Origin of the sequence: uncultured Porticoccus sp., assembly GCF_913061305.1 — a bacterium.
In the GTDB taxonomy this organism is placed as follows: domain Bacteria; phylum Pseudomonadota; class Gammaproteobacteria; order Pseudomonadales; family Porticoccaceae; genus Porticoccus.
Genome location: NZ_CAJXST010000004.1, coordinates 153,945 through 171,071, shown reverse-complemented (window position 1 = coordinate 171,071; position 17,127 = coordinate 153,945). Strand labels below are relative to the sequence as shown.

Here is a 17,127-nt window from a genome sequence, read left to right as displayed (position 1 = left end):
TTAATTGGCAGCGGGACTGAGGTCAATCACTTACGGGGCTATTCAGCCTTGAATCACCACCTGAGAGCGGAAGCCTTCAACCAATTTCAATAACTCGCCCACTTCACGCTGCGGGAATTTCGCGTTATTGAACGACACCACGCATTCGTCGAGAATTACATCAAACTCCCCATCGGTGATTTTCAGTGCGTCATCCACTTCACCGATCTGAACAGGGAACAGCACCGGACCGCCGGTATACTGTACCGCCCAGGCCGTCAACGCCACTTTGGCACTTTCTCTTGAGCCGATACTTTCATGAACTTTTTTTATCCTGGGGTTCGCGTTCAGCGTCTTGTTCAGGTACAGGCGATCCACCAGATCATTCACCGTCAGAGCAATCGGATACACGCCACCGAGCCGGTCGAACAGCGTCCGCTCTGGCTGGGATTTCGCGGGTGATGAGAGCAACAACAAACCGGCCAGCAATAGCGCAACGGGTAGCAGCAACACTCTGGCCGGGTTGGAGGCAGACCCTGCAGAACACTTCATTTGCGATCCTTTGAGGAGATAAACATTACAGAGCTATCAAACAGAAGGCGGGGAATTCTACCTGACACACCTTCTTGCTGACGACAATAGTACTACCCTCCGACGACTACAACACCATTATGGGACCTATCAACTTCTCAACGCTATCTGGTATACCACGTTAGCCGAGGTGCTCTACCAGCAACGGCATCGACTCCTTGCCCCGCCACAAAGTGCATTTGCAGACTTTTCTACGCTGCCTGTGCGGCAGTGAACTGAGGTCTGCGTGGGTCGAGGGACTTGAGAAATTTCTAAGCTGCCTGTGCGGCAGTGAACCTGAGGCGGGCGGCTCTGGCTCGTCCTTTTTGTTTCTAAGCTGCCTGTGCGGCAGTGAACCCACAAAGGTTTTGGCCGTGCTGCTGTGGTCTTTTCTAAGCTGCCTGTGCGGCAGTGAACTCAGCATTCGTTATGGTAATAGACAGCTCAGATTTCTAAGCTGCCTGTGCGGCAGTGAACACACTGTAATCGTTCTCTTGCCCTGTTTTCATTTTCTAAGCTGCCTGTGCGGCAGTGAACTGACCACAGACGCAAGATTAACCGATGTACCATTTCTAAGCTGCCTGTGCGGCAGTGAACCAATACCGTTACCGGTGAACAGGTGCGCAGCGTTTCTAAGCTGCCTGTGCGGCAGTGAACATTGCCGTACTCGCCAGCGTGACGAACTGTGCTTTCTAAGCTGCCTGTGCGGCAGTGAACATGAGTTTAAAAGCCAGGCGCTGGCTGTTATATTTCTAAGCTGCCTGTGCGGCAGTGAACGTTCAGTTCGTGGGCAAAGAGATTCGCCTGCTTTTCTAAGCTGCCTGTGCGGCAGTGAACGAATACCTCAAAATCGCCCTAGGGAGGGGCATTTTCTAAGCTGCCTGTGCGGCAGTGAACACTACGGCAACGGATGCCGCTCTTGTGTCCTTTTTCTAAGCTGCCTGTGCGGCAGTGAACATCCGCTGCCATGAATTGTTATACGGATTGGATTTCTAAGCTGCCTGTGCGGCAGTGAACGCCAGCCGATAAGCTGATCTAGCAGGTTGCTTTTTCTAAGCTGCCTGTGCGGCAGTGAACATGGTGGCAAAACTACCGGCGGCGGCGCTGGTTTTCTAAGCTGCCTGTGCGGCAGTGAACCGGGCCTTGAATGCACGGATATAGGAAGTTCATTTCTAAGCTGCCTGTGCGGCAGTGAACCCGTACTTTATCAACTGAGAAGGGCAAAAAATTTTCTAAGCTGCCTGTGCGGCAGTGAACGCAATTGATTATTCACAGGTAAAGGTCAGCGTTTTCTAAGCTGCCTGTGCGGCAGTGAACGTTACCGGCCTCATCACGTTGATTGCCATCGTTTTCTAAGCTGCCTGTGCGGCAGTGAACGGAGGCAGAGCGCAGGAGCCAGATGCGCCAGCTTTCTAAGCTGCCTGTGCGGCAGTGAACCTTTATGGAAGGTTTCCCGCGTTGATGTCACTTTTCTAAGCTGCCTGTGCGGCAGTGAACAGCATGAAAGATCAGCATTTTTACATTCTGTTTTTCTAAGCTGCCTGTGCGGCAGTGAACACCGCTTTTATTGAGGCGGTCAAGGAGATGGTTTTCTAAGCTGCCTGTGCGGCAGTGAACTTATCAACTTCCTGGTGCTGGGCTTCCTGTTTTTTCTAAGCTGCCTGTGCGGCAGTGAACCGCTGCCCAGTATCGCGGCTACTCCCTTTTCATTTCTAAGCTGCCTGTGCGGCAGTGAACGCAGCAGCAAACGCCGGAGCACCATCAGTGTTTTTCTAAGCTGCCTGTGCGGCAGTGAACGGTGATATTGGTCACCGCGCCGCCGCTGGGCATTTCTAAGCTGCCTGTGCGGCAGTGAACATCAGCACCGAGGCGCTGGCCGGGCTTGAGCATTTCTAAGCTGCCTGTGCGGCAGTGAACAAATCATTTGCGGCTGGTTTGTTCAATGTCGTTTTCTAAGCTGCCTGTGCGGCAGTGAACTTCCAAGGGCTACGACGAGCTACAACTTGGATTTTCTAAGCTGCCTGTGCGGCAGTGAACGGCGGGCTGGATAGAACGCGGTTGTTCTCGATTTTCTAAGCTGCCTGTGCGGCAGTGAACGTTAACTACCAGCCTCTCAAGTCCCTTGCGAATTTCTAAGCTGCCTGTGCGGCAGTGAACTAGCTGCCTTGACTCTATCGACTTCGCTAAGTTTTCTAAGCTGCCTGTGCGGCAGTGAACGCAAAGAATGAGGCGGACAGACTTCTTAATCTTTTCTAAGCTGCCTGTGCGGCAGTGAACTCCATGTGGAAGGCAAAGTTGTCGTAGACGCTTTTCTAAGCTGCCTGTGCGGCAGTGAACGAGGGGCGCTAACCTGAGGGGCGCTGACCTGATTTCTAAGCTGCCTGTGCGGCAGTGAACATCCCTTGGTTTAGGTAGTGCCCATTCAGGCATTTCTAAGCTGCCTGTGCGGCAGTGAACTTAAAGTAATGTCCAGGGTAATCAAACAGAATTTTCTAAGCTGCCTGTGCGGCAGTGAACTTTTAACCCTCACTTTGCTTGCAGCATAAACATTTCTAAGCTGCCTGTGCGGCAGTGAACGTTTCCACCCGCACCAGCCGCGCACCATGGGTTTCTAAGCTGCCTGTGCGGCAGTGAACCCACCGGCAGCGCCACCACCGTCAGTTTTGGTTTTCTAAGCTGCCTGTGCGGCAGTGAACATCAAACCATGGCCCACCGCCGTATTTATTCATTTCTAAGCTGCCTGTGCGGCAGTGAACTCTGATGCGGATAGCGGGGCCCTATCTGTGCATTTCTAAGCTGCCTGTGCGGCAGTGAACCCGTATTTTTCCGTCAGCCAAATCCGCAGCCGTTTCTAAGCTGCCTGTGCGGCAGTGAACGTATCCCAGGGCCGCCGCCGCTTCAGTGTGATTTTCTAAGCTGCCTGTGCGGCAGTGAACATGACTACAGACCACTGGCTCCGCGACCCATATTTCTAAGCTGCCTGTGCGGCAGTGAACATCAGCTGACTCATACAATCCAACTGCGTTTTTTTCTAAGCTGCCTGTGCGGCAGTGAACATATCAAAGGCTGCCTATACTGAGCGGCTGCATTTCTAAGCTGCCTGTGCGGCAGTGAACTGGTCGATGCTGCCATCAGCCTTGAACTTTATTTTCTAAGCTGCCTGTGCGGCAGTGAACACTTGGTATTTTCTGGCCGCTCCGTGAACACATTTCTAAGCTGCCTGTGCGGCAGTGAACGCACAGGCTGACGTATCGCCAGGTATTGGATCTTTCTAAGCTGCCTGTGCGGCAGTGAACGTTTTGACCTTGAGATATACGGACTGATCGAATTTCTAAGCTGCCTGTGCGGCAGTGAACGCTGGCCCCTTTTAGGACACCCGGCAGAGACATTTCTAAGCTGCCTGTGCGGCAGTGAACGCAGTCAGGCCCAGTCTTACCCCGAACACGCGTTTCTAAGCTGCCTGTGCGGCAGTGAACTCAATGATGCCTTGGGCATACTCTCTGCGCTTTTTCTAAGCTGCCTGTGCGGCAGTGAACTGAAGTATAAAGCACAAAAAAATAGCTACAACAATTAGTTAGCTTAAAACCATCGTGTTACCCAATGATTTTTAGTGGTCTTGTAACTATTTAATTTTTATATTGATTTTTAAAGAACGAAAAACATTGGGTCTGGAGGGCAAGGTGGGTAACGTAAACTACCTGATATAGAGCCACCCCTTTGGAGTGGAAAAGTTGAAGTTTTGTGAGAGGTCATTGCTGGAAATATTCAGTGCCACAATATGTGCAGGATTACATCCTGATTTCCCGGATGCCCTGCCAGATCCAATTTAATTTTGGCCCCACGGGTTCAACACCTTTACGGGAAAATCCGAAAAATCCTTGTCATTGCGTGTCACCAAGGTGAGATTGTGAGCTATCGCCGTTACTGCTAGCAACGCATCGATAACCGGAGCCGGTCTGCCCCGGCTTTCGCTCTCCGCGCTGGCCAACCCCCATTCCAGCGCCATATCGAGATCAAAGGGTAAAACCCTCTGTGCAAACCGGCACAGCAAGTCCTGTTCGAGCCAGTGTTGCAAGGCGTTCCTACGTCGACCATTTTCCAGTTTTGCGACGCCTTTCTGGATTTCGCCCAAGCTCAGAACGCTGATAAACAACCTAGCCTCATCAATGTCGGCAATCCATGCCACCACACCTGTATCCGGTTCCGGTTTGCGCAACTCAGACAGAAGGCAGGTATCGAGTAGATAGTTCACAGCTCGATTTCCCGTCCTGTATCCCGAGAGCGGGAAATTTCAATATCGGTTTTGGCCCACGGAGAACTCTGAAAAAAGTCCAGCAAACTACCTTTGCGCTGTATCAATTGCTGGTAAGCCTCGACCGAAAGTAATACCGCCTTGTCCTTACCATGAACGGTAACTACCTGCGGCCCTTCGCTCTCTGCCGCTTTTACCAGAGCACTGAAGCGGTTTTTAGCATCCTGTAATTGCCATGCGGTCATCTTTCTCTCCTATTCTAGACAGACTAGCCAGAATTATAGTGCCGATCATATGATTATCCAACCCGTGTTTCTGGCCAATCGCCAGGTACTCATCCTTATTTACTGGTCCAACCCGGCAAAATCGACGGATTTAAAACCAGGGAATGGTAGCGATTTTGGAAAGACCGAACTGGTCAAAAGCACCTTTAATAGGGTTATCCAACAGGGGACCAAATTTAATATAGCGCCTATGTCTTTGACCGTTTGAACCGCTCACTATTTCCAAATATGGGTTATCCAATCCTTTGGCAAACATTTTAACTTTGTACTGCTTAACCTCATCGTCTGTTATAGAACCACGCTTAAATAGCCGTTTAAGCTTTGCCGGACTCATCGTCGGTTGTTGGCGCGAGATGTTACGGAACTTTGAATCTGACGGCACGGGCTGAATATCGCTTTGCAGGCAGTAGCCACTCATGCCGCCGATCCAGCTTTGGCACTGAAGCTTGTCTAACACCTCGGCTGAGCCATGCAATCGCAAACGGTCACCGAGCGTACGCTCATTATTGGGGAAGCTGACTCCGATAGTGGTGGACTCCAAGTCGCACAGTGCTTTGTGGAGTTTGGTGTGTAGAGCATTCATTAATACCGTTTCTTTAAACTCTGGGTCCGGCAAAATGTGAATATCGAGGTAATAGTTCATGTCATCACCTGTTATTTATCACTTTCGCCAAATACACCACCACGCACCAACACAGCCATCACGTAATGTTCATCCTCAACTCGTGATAACTCGCCACCACGTGCCCAGTTATCAAAAAAGGTATAGAAGTCTTGTTTGTCGGCAGGTGTTCTAAAGGCTTTCCCCAAATTGGTGACTGCACCATAGGGTTCAATCGCAATGGGTCCAGCAGATGCTACCGAGTCGCCGTGTTCAGGGTACCAAGTATCAACTGTTCTGAGGGCATTACCGATTTTTTGGGAATGCATAGCTGCAATCCCATCAACCGCATATAGGATTTTACTTTTATTGCCTTTGCCCTTATCCAGCACCAGCTCTTCGCTGGGGTAAACATCCTGAGCTTTACCCACTTTGGCATAACAGCTGATATCAAGCATCAAAAAGTCGTGGTCACTGGTTAATGCAGCAGCAATACGTCCTGCAAGACTATCGATATCGGCCGTTGTGGTCTCCATATCCCGGGGGTTCAACTCCAGTGCATCAAATTCCCAGCTTTGTTCAGCGCCTTTATTCAAGGCTTTAACTTGCACCATAATAGTTTCTGCACCAAAGCGGTTACGCCATAAAAACCGAGCATTAGCGATATTCAGCGCATAACGCTTGGCAAGCTCTCTCATGCCCTCAGTGTCAAGGTAATTGCTTACAGCTTGCTGATAACCTTGTTTAAACGCGGCGTTATTACAGGCTGAAGGCTGCTTCAATCCGCCCAGCACCTTGAGCGTGAAATGCAGTTTCAGGGTGTCCTGCTGGGGCCCTAATGAGCAGGCATCGACAGTTTGTAGGTTAGGACTCTCAACCTTTTTACCAAGAGCCATTGGATCGTCAGCCAAAACCTTATCTTTTTTCCCAAAACGGTTTGAAATCGTCCCCCGCACTGATTTCTCATTTAATGAGAGCGGAGTTGCATCGTCTTTGTTCTCCCATTGGCAGCCGTAGATATAGCCATCAGAGGGAACCAATTTTTTCTCAAACGCCAATACAGATGCGGTATTTTCTTTCTTAGCCATGGTGCTTCTCCTTGAATAAATTAGTAATCGCTGTGGGTGGTTTCAGGTTCAAATGCTTGTTGAACGCAGAGATAAAGGTTGTTTTCTGGCTCTACCTGGTAGCGCCAGAGTAAGTCTTCGGGTGAATCCAAGCGGTAAGGCATTTTGAATTCACCCAGGGTCACTACACTTTCGGCAAAGCGATGTGGCGTATCCGGGTCGCGTTGGTTAAGTGCACTGTCCAGATCACCAACACCATGAAAGCCGGTGGCAATAGGTACAATCCAGCCTCTCTGACCATCTGGCCCGGTGGCTTTGCGTTGACTTTGCCAGTGGACACGCTCCTCTCCGTCCTTCTCGCCTTTACTGGAGGTGTGATGTATGGCTAGATAATCAAGCATTGCGTCCATGGCGTCTTGCCCCTTCACCATGGCCTCCTGCATTAAATCGCGGCGCTCGACCAAGGCATAGCCAGGCATTAACTTGCGTTTAGTTACCCGAAAATCACGTACGATTTCAGGTACACCACAGCCCAAAATATCGCCACCTGCCAGCTTCATATTGCCGAGCATTAATTGATGTAATCGCTCCAACATTTGCGATTCATCCTGGGCCTCAATGCCGCTGTATTCGATAACCAAACTCGCCTCCAAATGACAGCGAGCCTCTTCGATAAAGGAAGAGCGAACAGCATTACCTTTTGGCTTATCTTTTTCGGACTTGGGTTCCAGTGGGTTGCCCGTGCCAATAATGGAATGCACAAAATCACCTGGGCCTTTATAGGTTTGCAAATCGAAGTGATGCACCACGACACCAACGGCAGAAAAATCAACGGGGGAATCCTGCATATTCAATTTACGCTGCAATGCATGCACAGCCCCCAGCCAGGCCGTCATAGCCGGAAAACCAATGGTGAAAGGGCTGGATAAGGCGTTGGCGTTTTGCACCTTTATATGAGGCAGAAGAATCAGGTTTTCGGTCATCTCAACACCTCCTTGTTGTCTTCTATAAATTCTTTAATGTACTGGCGCTCGGCCTCGCCTAGCATGACAGGGTGTTTGATAGTGTCTTTGTAAGCGTTGGCTACCCATCGGGCAATCTGGTCACAGAGGCTGTACAGCCAGTCATCCTCCTGGAGTCGCTGATCTTTATATTGGTCACATAGCCAGAACGTTTGCCAAGCCGGTAACTTGCTGGTTTCCGGCCAATACTGTTGAGTTGAGACGTCTCTCAACGCCATCATTTTCTGCAGGATCACATCCAAGATGTCGCCAAGGCAGCGATCTCTGCCCTTACGAATATTATCCAGTGGAATTTGGCCGTCACGCTCGATTTTGAAGACCTTATCGAGCCGCTCCAGAATGTCTCTACAATCGTAGAAACGCAGGCTTTGGATAAAAAAATCTTTGGTGGGGAGTTTCACATCCCTTTTTTCTATAAACGGTGGACGTGAGTCAAGCAAATAGCAGCTTTGATACTTATTATTTAAACCGCTTATATTTTTAGGGTGTTCGCCTCCGTGCCTGGTAACAGTAATGTTTGGAACTGTTTTAAATCCATTAGCATAGTACTTATCATCTTTTTGGGACTTTCTTCCCAAATAAGCATCCACTGAACGTGAATTTATTTGATCAACTCGCTCTTTTAGCTTAAAAACCAGACCAGATGGTTGTAACAAAGATAGCTGGTGGTAACTATTTTCAACAGGAAACAAAACCTGCTTAATAAGGTCATGCGTGCGATGGTCTTGAGATGTTATGCAAGGTTTTAGCTGATCGTACCAGGCCTCTGCCGTTTGATCATCAACACCAAATATTGCCTGCAAAGGCTCGAAATCACCTCTCTTTAGACGATCAAATAGAGTGTCTTTCTCGACAGGGAGTGCAAGGAATTTAAAGACTTTCAGCTTGGATGCATCGATGTGCAAATCGAAATCAGTAATAACGTTACCAGATCGAATTAAACCGTCCGTTAATCTTTCACCACTGTCAAAATATATCCTAGGATATTTACACGCTGGATTGGTCATTTTAGATGAATGGGTAATTACCGTCCCATATTTACTATCTCCGACTATTTTTTCTGCCAACTCAACTATGCCAGTCATAGAAAATTCGTTTAAATCAATAGCACTTTCGAAAAGCTGGAAATAACTAAGACAATCACGATTATGAAGCTTTACCATTTTAATGATTTCTAGAGATTGGATTGAATCTATATCCAATCCATTTAAAACATCAAAAACAATTGGGTGGGATATATCACAAGCATCCTTAAATGTGAGCTTTGGCTTTATTTCGATACCGAGAAGCAGCAACAAATAATAATCACGTTCATTTCTTGGGAACCGGATATTTTTCGTTCCACCAAGCAAAAACAAAATAATATCTTTGTATTCAACAGCCTTTGATGAATTTCCAAAAATAAACTCGTAACAATCACTCCTGCAGTGCTCGTCCTCAAGCCTTTTATCGTCTGTGCTCTTTTTTATAGATCGTTTCATCTTATCTAAGAATTTGATGATCTCATTCTTTTCCTCTGCCATATCATTCTTCCTTTTCATACAGACCTAACTGATCGTTGTATTCATACGCTTTGTTGATGGCATTTGGATAAACATCCAGGCTGATTTCTCCGTAGAGGATTGCAGCCTTATTCAATGATATTTCGCGTAACTCACTTTGTGCCTGTAGCAACTGCAGATAATCGCGCTGTAGCCAAAGCCGTGCTGACTGAACCTTTGTAAACTCTGTGGTGGCGATTTGATAGACAATGTCATGGCGAGCAAACTCACCGGTGTTGAGGTAACTAAATTCCCCTTTGACATCGCGCTCGGTAAACCAAGCGTCACCGCTACCATTAGTCACACGGTAAAGCTGAACGCTTTTTGTACTTTGGCGAAAGCGGTTGAGGATTTGCGGTAAAGCAGTGAGATACCAGTACCACTGAATATAGCCTTGCAGGGTTTCCGGGCCTTTGCCCTCGTAATAGGTCAGTTGGCTATCTATGGCTGCATGCTCCAGCAAGGCCATCTGTGTTTGACTGCTTTTTTGCCTTTCCTGAATCCTTGGCGTGGCATCCAGTCGGGTATGTATCAGCGTCTCATCCACCACCTTAAAAAGATCGTGGCTTTGCATAGCGCCATAGTTTTTTGTCCCATCTGCTTTTACTTTCGGTAACTTACCAGCCACTTCATACCCCGGTCTGCAAAACCGCGGTTCTCTTGGTTTGTCACCATCTTTCAGGGTTCGCCAGTTGTATTGCAGAATACCGATATTAGGATGTTCTACCTCACCGTCACGGTGCCGTTTGACCCGTCCTGCCAATTGAATAATGGAGCGGTACGATGAGGGTTCGATAACGGCCCAATCGAAGTCATGATCCCGACCCACTTCTTCAACAGGGGTGGCGACCAGGATAAACAACAGGTTTTTCACTTTGGGTTGCTGATTGGCAATGCTATCTAGGTGATTGCGAATCAGCTCGTTATTAAAGGCTTGTGGTTGCTCGCCCTGTTTTTCTTTACGTTTTAACACGCCATCAAGATGCTTTTCCTGTTCGTGGCGCAGCAGCAGTACTTGTCTGCTGTGGTAAGCCATCACTCGCACCTCGGTATTTTCAGGCCAGTCATAACCCAACAAAAAGCGGGTAAGCTGCACACAGGGTTGGATATTGGCAATCCGTACCACCCCAAAAGAAACCTTTAAGTCGGTTTGACTATCTATCGTATGGTGTTGCTCGTGCCTATCAAGAGTGGTGGCGGCTATTCGGTTGAACCAGACTCCTTTTTTATTGGCGATGCCTGACTGATCGTGCTCATCATTACCCCACATAGCTGGCGAGCAATCAATCACAATGGCTTTGCGCTTCGCCGCTTGCTTGCCTAACTGCTCTACTCGCTTCTCAATATATCGGTCATGAATTTTCCGATAGTCCTGAGCTGCCTGGTCTTGATTACCGATATCTTCGACCTGCGTAGAAAACTCGTCGATCCAGGCGCAACCCACCAGAGGGCCGGCGTTACGGGTTTTACAATAGAGTAACCAGCCTTGCTGGTAGGCATTGAAATAGCCTTCCGCCATTGCCGGTGGAATGGTCGCCGAGGAAATCATCACTTTACGCCCCAGCATGCCTGCCAGATGAATCAGGCGGCCAATGGCAATTAGGTCACCGCCGGTGAAGTCATCCACCTCATCAATGACCAAATCCGACGACAGCAAACGCAACGCAGGCAGAATGTAACGCCCACCGCGAGTGGTTTCTGTTGCGGCAATGATATGGTCAATAGTGCAGGCCAAAACCGGGGCGTAGAGTAACTGCCTGTCTTTATAACTCTGTAAAACCGTGGTTAAACCTTCTTCGGGCAGCTCACCTTGGTAGACAACTTCGTCGGAATCGGCCAACAATGTTTCGACAGATTCCGAGCCATGGTTCACTTGCTCTTGCGTTTGTTCCTGTTTGTTTTGATAGTGCAAATCCGCAATCGCTTTAGAACCAATCAATACCGCCAGGTCGCAGCCATCACTTTTTTTGAAGATTCGCTCGCGGTATTCGTCGCCGGTCTGCAATGTAAGGGTGCGCAGCCCCAAAGCTAGGATATAACGCAGGCTATCGCCGTCTTCAGAGAGGGCCATCATGGCTTTCGCATTGGCAAAGGTTTTACCGCAGCCAGTGCTGGCCATATTGACCGCGAAAAAGCCTTTGCGCGTATCGTTGCATGCTTTACGCCAGTCACGTACTTTTTTGGTGGCTGTATCTTGCCAAGCGTAGGAAGTTGGGCTTTTACGCTTTAATTCCACAGTATTAAAGCTAGGTTCCAGGCCGTTCTCGATAACGGGCAATTTGCCGACGATATTTTTGGCACTTTCGTAAACACCGACCAAGTGCTGATCCAGAGCCTGCTTGGGTGATTTGTTTTTTTGGGTGTTGGCAAGCAAGCCAGTGGCATTGGGCCAATTGCGGGTCTGGTCAATATCAAGGGATGAAAAGTAGTGATCGCCCAGCATCAAAGACAAGCGGGCATGGTGCAGCAATACGCGGTAGCTGCCGTTGTCGATGGCCTGAGCAATAACGTCTTGTGAATCCAGTAACTTGGCTGACCAACGTTTGATTTGCGACAGCCATTTGCTGGAGTTGGTTAACAGCCCCTCGGGGAATTCCAAACAGGATGCAAGATCGTCTACCTTATTTTCATACCCCCAGCTTTTGTCGATCATGCCAAGCATGCCTTCAAGGCTGGTACACGAACTACCCGATTTTGTATCGTCTGGTAAGGGAAGCCGATGGTGGGTAACAATCAACCAGGCCACTAATTTTGCGACACTCGGCAAATCGGCTAATGGCTTTTCACTACTTTTGCATAGGGATGTCCTGAGGGCATCTTCATCAATCTTTCCATCTTTTAACGTTGTTAACCAACCCTCGTCCACATTCGGGTTGCCCGTGTTGGAAATCAGCGCTTTGAGCAATAAGCACGAAACCCACTCGTGACGTAATCTGTCTGCCCCGTGGCCTTTATAGTTTTTGGCAAGTTTTTGCTGGAAGCGGGCGCTGGCTTTGCCCCAGTCGTGCAGTAATGCGGCTAAACACGTCAGCGATCTGATAGTTGGGAGAAACTGCCAATCCTGCAAATCGTCACGATAAAACCGATTGGTGGATGTACTATTGACCGGTACAGCACCTTGGTTATTAAATTTATTTTTATTCCCCACCACCCAAACTAACTCCGTCCGCGACCGGCTCCGTATCCAATGGCAACTCACAGCTGTATTTTTACTGGCAGTCTTCCGCAGCAGCTTTTTTACGGCCAGTAAACCTTCCTGTGTAATCACCGTCTGCCAGGTGTTATCACCTATGCGGTCGGCAAAAGCATCCAGCACCCGCCGGGAACGGGCGAGGGCTTTTTTCTCGCATTGAGAGACAAACGTGACCATCATGCTATTACTGTCTCCCAATCGGTCTTAAGGGCGATATCTTTGACCTGATCAAACATAAATTCCAATGCGTTATGGTTAGTAAATGCCTGTAAACATTGCTGGCGAAATTCTTGTTCTGTACTTTTTTCTTTTGCACAGATGAACGCCCATGGCAGGATCAATGCGTCTTTCACCAAATCAGCAACGTCAAACACCAACGCCCCACGACGAGTCTTACCGTGCATCACAGCAAAGCCGTGAGGAATGCCCAGAACCCAGAGCGTTGTTGCTGCTAATCCGTAGGCCAGATAATTACCATGATTGAGAAAGGTATTGGCGGTATCTATGGCTTCACGCTCACGGGTAAAGTTACCGTAGCTGCTGGCATGAGCAGCAAACTTGTAGAGCTGTTTGGTAAGTTCTGCTTCACCTTGTAGCAACGCGCCAACTTTCCCGGCCACTGACACTTTTTGCAGATTGTTGTCGAGAGACTTTTGTAAAATTGGGTCAGCTATATTGAATCCTTCTGTCTGTAGGTCTCGGTCCTTGCCCCATACTTTTTGCAGATACTTTATCCTTTCTTGCTGAAATTGTTTTGCAGCTTGAAGTCGTCGGTCATCATCAAACCAGAACTGCATCCACCCTTGTATATATTCAGTCGGCCGATATTCACTTTGTGGATTGAGCCATTCAATTTCATTGGCCATCAACAAGGGCGTCCCGCCGCCGCCACAAAATCCGACAAGCACACCTGCCGAGGCCAGCATTCGCATTGCTGCCTGTGTAACCGAAGTCCCGGTTCCCAGTAACAGGCATGTGGTATTGGCAATGGGAATATTCCAATACTGATTTTCATTTTTAGCTTCCGTCAGGTAGAGCACGCGACCGTCCTTCTGCATCACCCGGCATTTTTCAAGGTAATAAATATTCGCACGCTTGGAATGCAGAATAGCCTTTAGATCAGTCAGTTGTTCCATATCCTTTACCCAACTTTTTTAATATAACTACCATGTTCAAAAACCTATTTACTCAATTTTTTAAATTCTTAATCCGAGTGAAAACGAAATATACAAAAAGGCACAGACAAAACTCGTCCTGGTGATATATACAGCACCAGCTGTTGCTCGCGTTCTATTTCTTGGTACATCACTAGCGCCTTACGCACTCGGCTGGAGCTTCTACAGCGACATGGCGCAGATGGCACCGGCTATTGCGCTCAATTTGTGAATATGACTTCGACCAAAGGTTTTTTTGAAAAACAAGATCACCGCTTTTCATCCCTTCTCCGCCCTTTCCATTAGGGACTCTATTAATATCCCTATTGACGAGATAACCTCCCGCGCGCTCAAAGCCAGCAAGAAAAACACCAGGCAATACACAAAAGCGGCGGCAAAGAATATCGGTAGGGCCAAAAGCACCATCAGGCTTTTATCCGCCATGGCGAGATACAGCGTTCCCGGCACGGAGAACAGACATGCCGCACTTGTAACCGGTCTGAGGTTGTTCGCCGCTTCGCTGTCGATGGTCATGCCGAATGCCTCCCTGACGTTTACTTGCTACTGCTTGCGACTATATCGCCTTGTGGTGACAAAACATGTCTTGGACATTTATCCAGTATTGCTACAGCCACCCCAGCCCTTTGCCGAGCTGCCTTTCTAATCCCTGTTGCAGTTTGTTTTGCAGCTTTTTACGCAGCTTTACCGGGGCCTCCACATACACATGGGGCGTATGGCGGAGTAAATCCTGGATCAGTTCGCGGTCGTCTGAATAAGGAATGGTGAGCAGGTATTCCCTGCCATCCCACTCGCCCTGCTGTTGCGGGTGCCATTCCTGCAAGGCGATTTCGCGGGCGATTTCCCTTGAAAAACGTAGCCTTGCGGTGTGTTTTGGTTTGCCCGAAAAGATGCCAAAGCTGCTGGCGAAGTGTTCGCGCAGGGTCTCTTTGGCAATGACCTTGCTGTTGGTCTTGAGGATTTCGGCGCTGCTGACGCGGGCAATGGAAAAGGTGCGCAATTCATTCCTGAGGTGGCACCAGGCGTCGATGTACCAGTTCTCCCGGTAATGGACCAAGGTTTGTGGGCTGATGTCGCGGCTGGTTTTTTCGCCCCGATAGCTGAGGTAACCAATGCGGATACGCTTGCTTCTGAGCAGCGCTTCGCTGACTTTGTTGAAAAGGGTTCCCGGCAGTTGGCGGTGGGCGATGGGCAGGACGCGAACGCGATCGGCGAAGGCGCTGGGGTCGATACCCCGAGCATTGAGCAGTTTGGTAACCTCTTTTTCGATCACGACGATTTCGTCGTTGAGGATGCCGTTGCCCAGTTGCTCCAGCAAGCTGAGCAGCAGGCTCAGTGATTGCAGCTCATCACCGGTCAGCCACAGGCCGGGCAGTTCAAAGAGGTCGCCCTCATTTTTTTCATAGCGCCAGCCGCGGCCCGACTCGTCATATACCAGTGGGGCATCCACCAGCTGCATGGTCTCCAGCAGGCGTTTGACGTTGCGCTCGGAGCACTCTAGTTCTTCCGCCAACACCCGAACGGGCACCGGCAAGCGGCGGTTTTTAAAAATTCGGTGGAGGTGCTGAATGCGGTCGAATTTGTCCACGTGTACTCATCCCTGAAATTGACCCTTCTCTGGATTTAATGGTCTTTGCGAAAAAAGTGCAACCTGCCGGCTTTAATCGAGATGCTCCACCAGCAACTGCATCGACTCCCTGCCCCGCCACAGGTTGATATCCAGTTTATAAATCAGTTGGACCTGATCGGCCGCCGGGTTGGGCCAGCGGTCGGTATCCACATTGAACGCGATGGCGTCGATGAGCTGACTTTTTGATGCGTCGGTTGCCAGTACCAGTTTGAGGTGTTTTTCGCCGACGATGCGCTGTTGCACGATATGAAATTCGCCCTCGAACAGCGGTTCGGGGAAGTGCTGCCCCCAGGGGCCAGCCTCCCGCAGCAGCTGGGCGGTATCGATACTGAGCTGGTCGGGATTGAGCACGCCGTCGGTGAGGATTTCTGCTTCCAGATCCGCCGGGGTGAGCAATCGACGTACCTCTGCATCAAACGCATCGACAAATTTCAGGTAGTGATCTTTTGGGAGACTCAGCCCTGCCGCCATGGCGTGGCCGCCGAATTTACTGATCAGGCCCGGGTGGCGGCTGGCGACTGCGTCCAGGGCATCACGGATATGCAGGCCCTTGATGGAGCGGGCAGACCCTTTGTATTCGCCGTTGTCGGCATCGGCAAAGACGATGACCGGACGATGCACCCTGTCCTTGATGCGCGAGGCCAGCAGACCCACCACCCCCTGATGCCAGTTGGCATCGAACAGGCACAGCCCCCAGGGTAACTGCTGTTCGTCCAGGTGCAATTGCTCCAGCGCCACCAGCGCCTCCCGCTGCATGTCGGCTTCGATCACCCGGCGGTCGCGGTTCAGTTCATCCAGTTGCAGGGCGTATTCCCGGGCCAGATAGGGGTCGGTTTCAAGCAGACACTGGATGCCGATGGACATGTCATCCAGCCGGCCGGCTGCATTGAGCCGGGGTCCGATGGCAAAGCCGAGATCAGATGCCACCAGGCGACTGCAATCGCGACCCGCGAGGTCGAGCAGCGCCTGGATGCCCGGCCGGGATTTGCCCGCCCGGATACGCTGTAATCCCTGGTAGACCAGAATGCGATTGATCGTATCTAGAGTGACCACATCGGCCACGGTGCCCAGCGCCACCAAATCGAGCCATTCGGCCATATTCGGTTCCACCCGTTGCTGATCTGCAAACCAGCCGCGCTCACGGAGTCGCTTGCGGAGGGCACTCATCAGATAGAACACCACTCCCACCCCGGCGAGGTTTTTGCCGGGAAATTCGCAGCCGTGCTGGTTGGGATTGACGATGGCATCCGCCTCGGGCAGTTGTGCGCCGGGCAGGTGGTGATCGGTGATCAGCACTTTGATGCCGGCGGCTTTTGCGGCCTCGACACCGCTGACACTGGAAATACCGTTATCCACCGTAATAATCAGATCCGGTGTTTGCTGTTTGGCCAGTTCGACAATTTCCGGGGTGAGGCCATAGCCGTATTCGAAGCGGTTGGGCACGATATAGCTCACCCGGGAAAATCCCATGGCCCTCAGCGCCAGCAGGGTCAGCGCCGTGCTGGTGGCACCGTCGGCATCAAAGTCGCCGATAATGAGCACAGATTGCTGTTCATTGATGGCCTGTTCGAGCAGCACGACTGCCTCGTCGATCCCGAGCAGGCCATCCGGGCCCGGCAGCCCCTGGAGCGTTCGCGCCAGCGCCCGGTCGTTTTCGGCCCCCCGGGCCGCATAAATGCGCTGCAATAACGGTGGAACCGACGGGCTGAATTCGCACCGGGTCAGGTCAGCAATACGTCGGGTGATATGGGGTTTCGTCATGGCAAAGTATTCCAGATCCATTTTATGCGGGGAGCATTTCAATCCGTTGCCAATC

12 protein-coding genes and 1 CRISPR repeat array are annotated in these 17,127 nt (G+C 50.1%); all 12 genes read right to left on the bottom strand.

Features of this window, described 5'->3' with window-relative positions; translation table 11 throughout:
• Positions 1 to 42: 42 nt before the first annotated feature.
• The 12 genes from QZ516_RS06230 to recJ all read right to left on the bottom strand — a co-directional run bounded on the left by QZ516_RS06230 (position 43) and on the right by recJ (position 17,072).
• Entirely contained in the window at positions 43 to 531 is a 489-nt protein-coding gene (locus QZ516_RS06230) for a hypothetical protein (protein WP_297187625.1), read from the bottom strand.
• A 227-nt stretch (positions 532 to 758) separates the two neighbouring features.
• Positions 759 to 4,085: direct repeats of the CRISPR family, unit length 28 nt; unit sequence TTTCTAAGCTGCCTGTGCGGCAGTGAAC.
• Positions 4,086 to 4,375: 290 nt separating this feature from the next.
• The gene (locus QZ516_RS06225) at positions 4,376 to 4,801 is read right to left on the bottom strand and encodes a type II toxin-antitoxin system VapC family toxin (RefSeq protein WP_297187623.1); all 426 of its coding nucleotides are present in this window, start codon (positions 4,799 to 4,801) and stop codon (positions 4,376 to 4,378) included.
• Positions 4,798 to 5,046, bottom strand: coding sequence for a type II toxin-antitoxin system Phd/YefM family antitoxin (locus QZ516_RS06220; protein WP_297187622.1), 249 nt, complete (start codon positions 5,044 to 5,046; stop codon positions 4,798 to 4,800). The genes QZ516_RS06225 and QZ516_RS06220 overlap by 4 nt, the downstream gene beginning before the upstream one ends.
• A 130-nt stretch (positions 5,047 to 5,176) precedes the next feature.
• Positions 5,177 to 5,728, bottom strand: coding sequence for a type I-F CRISPR-associated endoribonuclease Cas6/Csy4 (cas6f, locus tag QZ516_RS06215; protein WP_297187620.1), 552 nt, complete (start codon positions 5,726 to 5,728; stop codon positions 5,177 to 5,179).
• 11 nt (positions 5,729 to 5,739) lie between these two features.
• Complete coding sequence (gene csy3 / locus QZ516_RS06210; protein WP_297187618.1) at positions 5,740 to 6,774, bottom strand: type I-F CRISPR-associated protein Csy3; 1,035 nt, start codon at positions 6,772 to 6,774, stop codon at positions 5,740 to 5,742.
• Between the two features lie 20 nt (positions 6,775 to 6,794).
• Positions 6,795 to 7,736, bottom strand: a complete 942-nt coding sequence (csy2, locus tag QZ516_RS06205; protein ID WP_297187616.1) for a type I-F CRISPR-associated protein Csy2 — start codon at positions 7,734 to 7,736, stop codon at positions 6,795 to 6,797.
• Positions 7,733 to 9,298 carry a type I-F CRISPR-associated protein Csy1 gene (locus QZ516_RS06200; RefSeq protein ID WP_297187615.1) on the bottom strand — a complete coding sequence of 522 codons (1,566 nt, stop codon included), beginning with the start codon at positions 9,296 to 9,298 and terminating at the stop codon, positions 7,733 to 7,735. Before QZ516_RS06200 ends, csy2 begins: the two co-directional genes overlap by 4 nt.
• A 1-nt stretch (position 9,299) precedes the next feature.
• Positions 9,300 to 12,689: a type I-F CRISPR-associated helicase Cas3f gene (gene cas3f, locus QZ516_RS06195; protein ID WP_297187613.1), complete on the bottom strand. Its 3,390-nt coding sequence runs from the start codon at positions 12,687 to 12,689 to the stop codon at positions 9,300 to 9,302.
• A complete protein-coding gene (gene cas1f / locus QZ516_RS06190; RefSeq protein ID WP_297187611.1) occupies positions 12,686 to 13,645 on the bottom strand; it encodes a type I-F CRISPR-associated endonuclease Cas1f in 960 nt (319 codons plus the stop codon). Before cas1f ends, cas3f begins: the two co-directional genes overlap by 4 nt.
• A 297-nt stretch (positions 13,646 to 13,942) precedes the next feature.
• On the bottom strand, positions 13,943 to 14,197 hold the full coding sequence (locus QZ516_RS06185) for a hypothetical protein (protein WP_297187609.1): 255 nt from the start codon (positions 14,195 to 14,197) through the stop codon (positions 13,943 to 13,945).
• A 91-nt stretch (positions 14,198 to 14,288) separates the two neighbouring features.
• Complete coding sequence (locus tag QZ516_RS06180; RefSeq protein WP_297187608.1) at positions 14,289 to 15,269, bottom strand: WYL domain-containing protein; 981 nt, start codon at positions 15,267 to 15,269, stop codon at positions 14,289 to 14,291.
• A 72-nt stretch (positions 15,270 to 15,341) separates the two neighbouring features.
• Positions 15,342 to 17,072: a single-stranded-DNA-specific exonuclease RecJ gene (recJ, locus tag QZ516_RS06175; protein WP_297187606.1), complete on the bottom strand. Its 1,731-nt coding sequence runs from the start codon at positions 17,070 to 17,072 to the stop codon at positions 15,342 to 15,344.
• Between the last annotated feature and the right edge of the window lie 55 nt (positions 17,073 to 17,127).

Excerpts from the sequence above, each read along its gene's own strand:
- QZ516_RS06200 (WP_297187615.1), bottom strand. The coding sequence starts at position 9,298 with ATGGCAGAGGAAAAGAATGAGATCATCAAATTCTTAGATAAGATGAAA.
- QZ516_RS06185 (WP_297187609.1), bottom strand. The coding sequence starts at position 14,197 with ATGACCATCGACAGCGAAGCGGCGAACAACCTCAGACCGGTTACAAGT.
- QZ516_RS06220 (WP_297187622.1), bottom strand. The coding sequence starts at position 5,046 with ATGACCGCATGGCAATTACAGGATGCTAAAAACCGCTTCAGTGCTCTG.
- cas6f (WP_297187620.1), bottom strand. The coding sequence starts at position 5,728 with ATGAACTATTACCTCGATATTCACATTTTGCCGGACCCAGAGTTTAAA.
- csy3 (WP_297187618.1), bottom strand. The coding sequence starts at position 6,774 with ATGGCTAAGAAAGAAAATACCGCATCTGTATTGGCGTTTGAGAAAAAA.
- cas1f (WP_297187611.1), bottom strand. The coding sequence starts at position 13,645 with ATGGAACAACTGACTGATCTAAAGGCTATTCTGCATTCCAAGCGTGCG.
- cas3f (WP_297187613.1), bottom strand. The coding sequence starts at position 12,689 with ATGATGGTCACGTTTGTCTCTCAATGCGAGAAAAAAGCCCTCGCCCGT.
- csy2 (WP_297187616.1), bottom strand. The coding sequence starts at position 7,736 with ATGACCGAAAACCTGATTCTTCTGCCTCATATAAAGGTGCAAAACGCC.
- recJ (WP_297187606.1), bottom strand. The coding sequence starts at position 17,072 with ATGACGAAACCCCATATCACCCGACGTATTGCTGACCTGACCCGGTGC.
- QZ516_RS06230 (WP_297187625.1), bottom strand. The coding sequence starts at position 531 with ATGAAGTGTTCTGCAGGGTCTGCCTCCAACCCGGCCAGAGTGTTGCTG.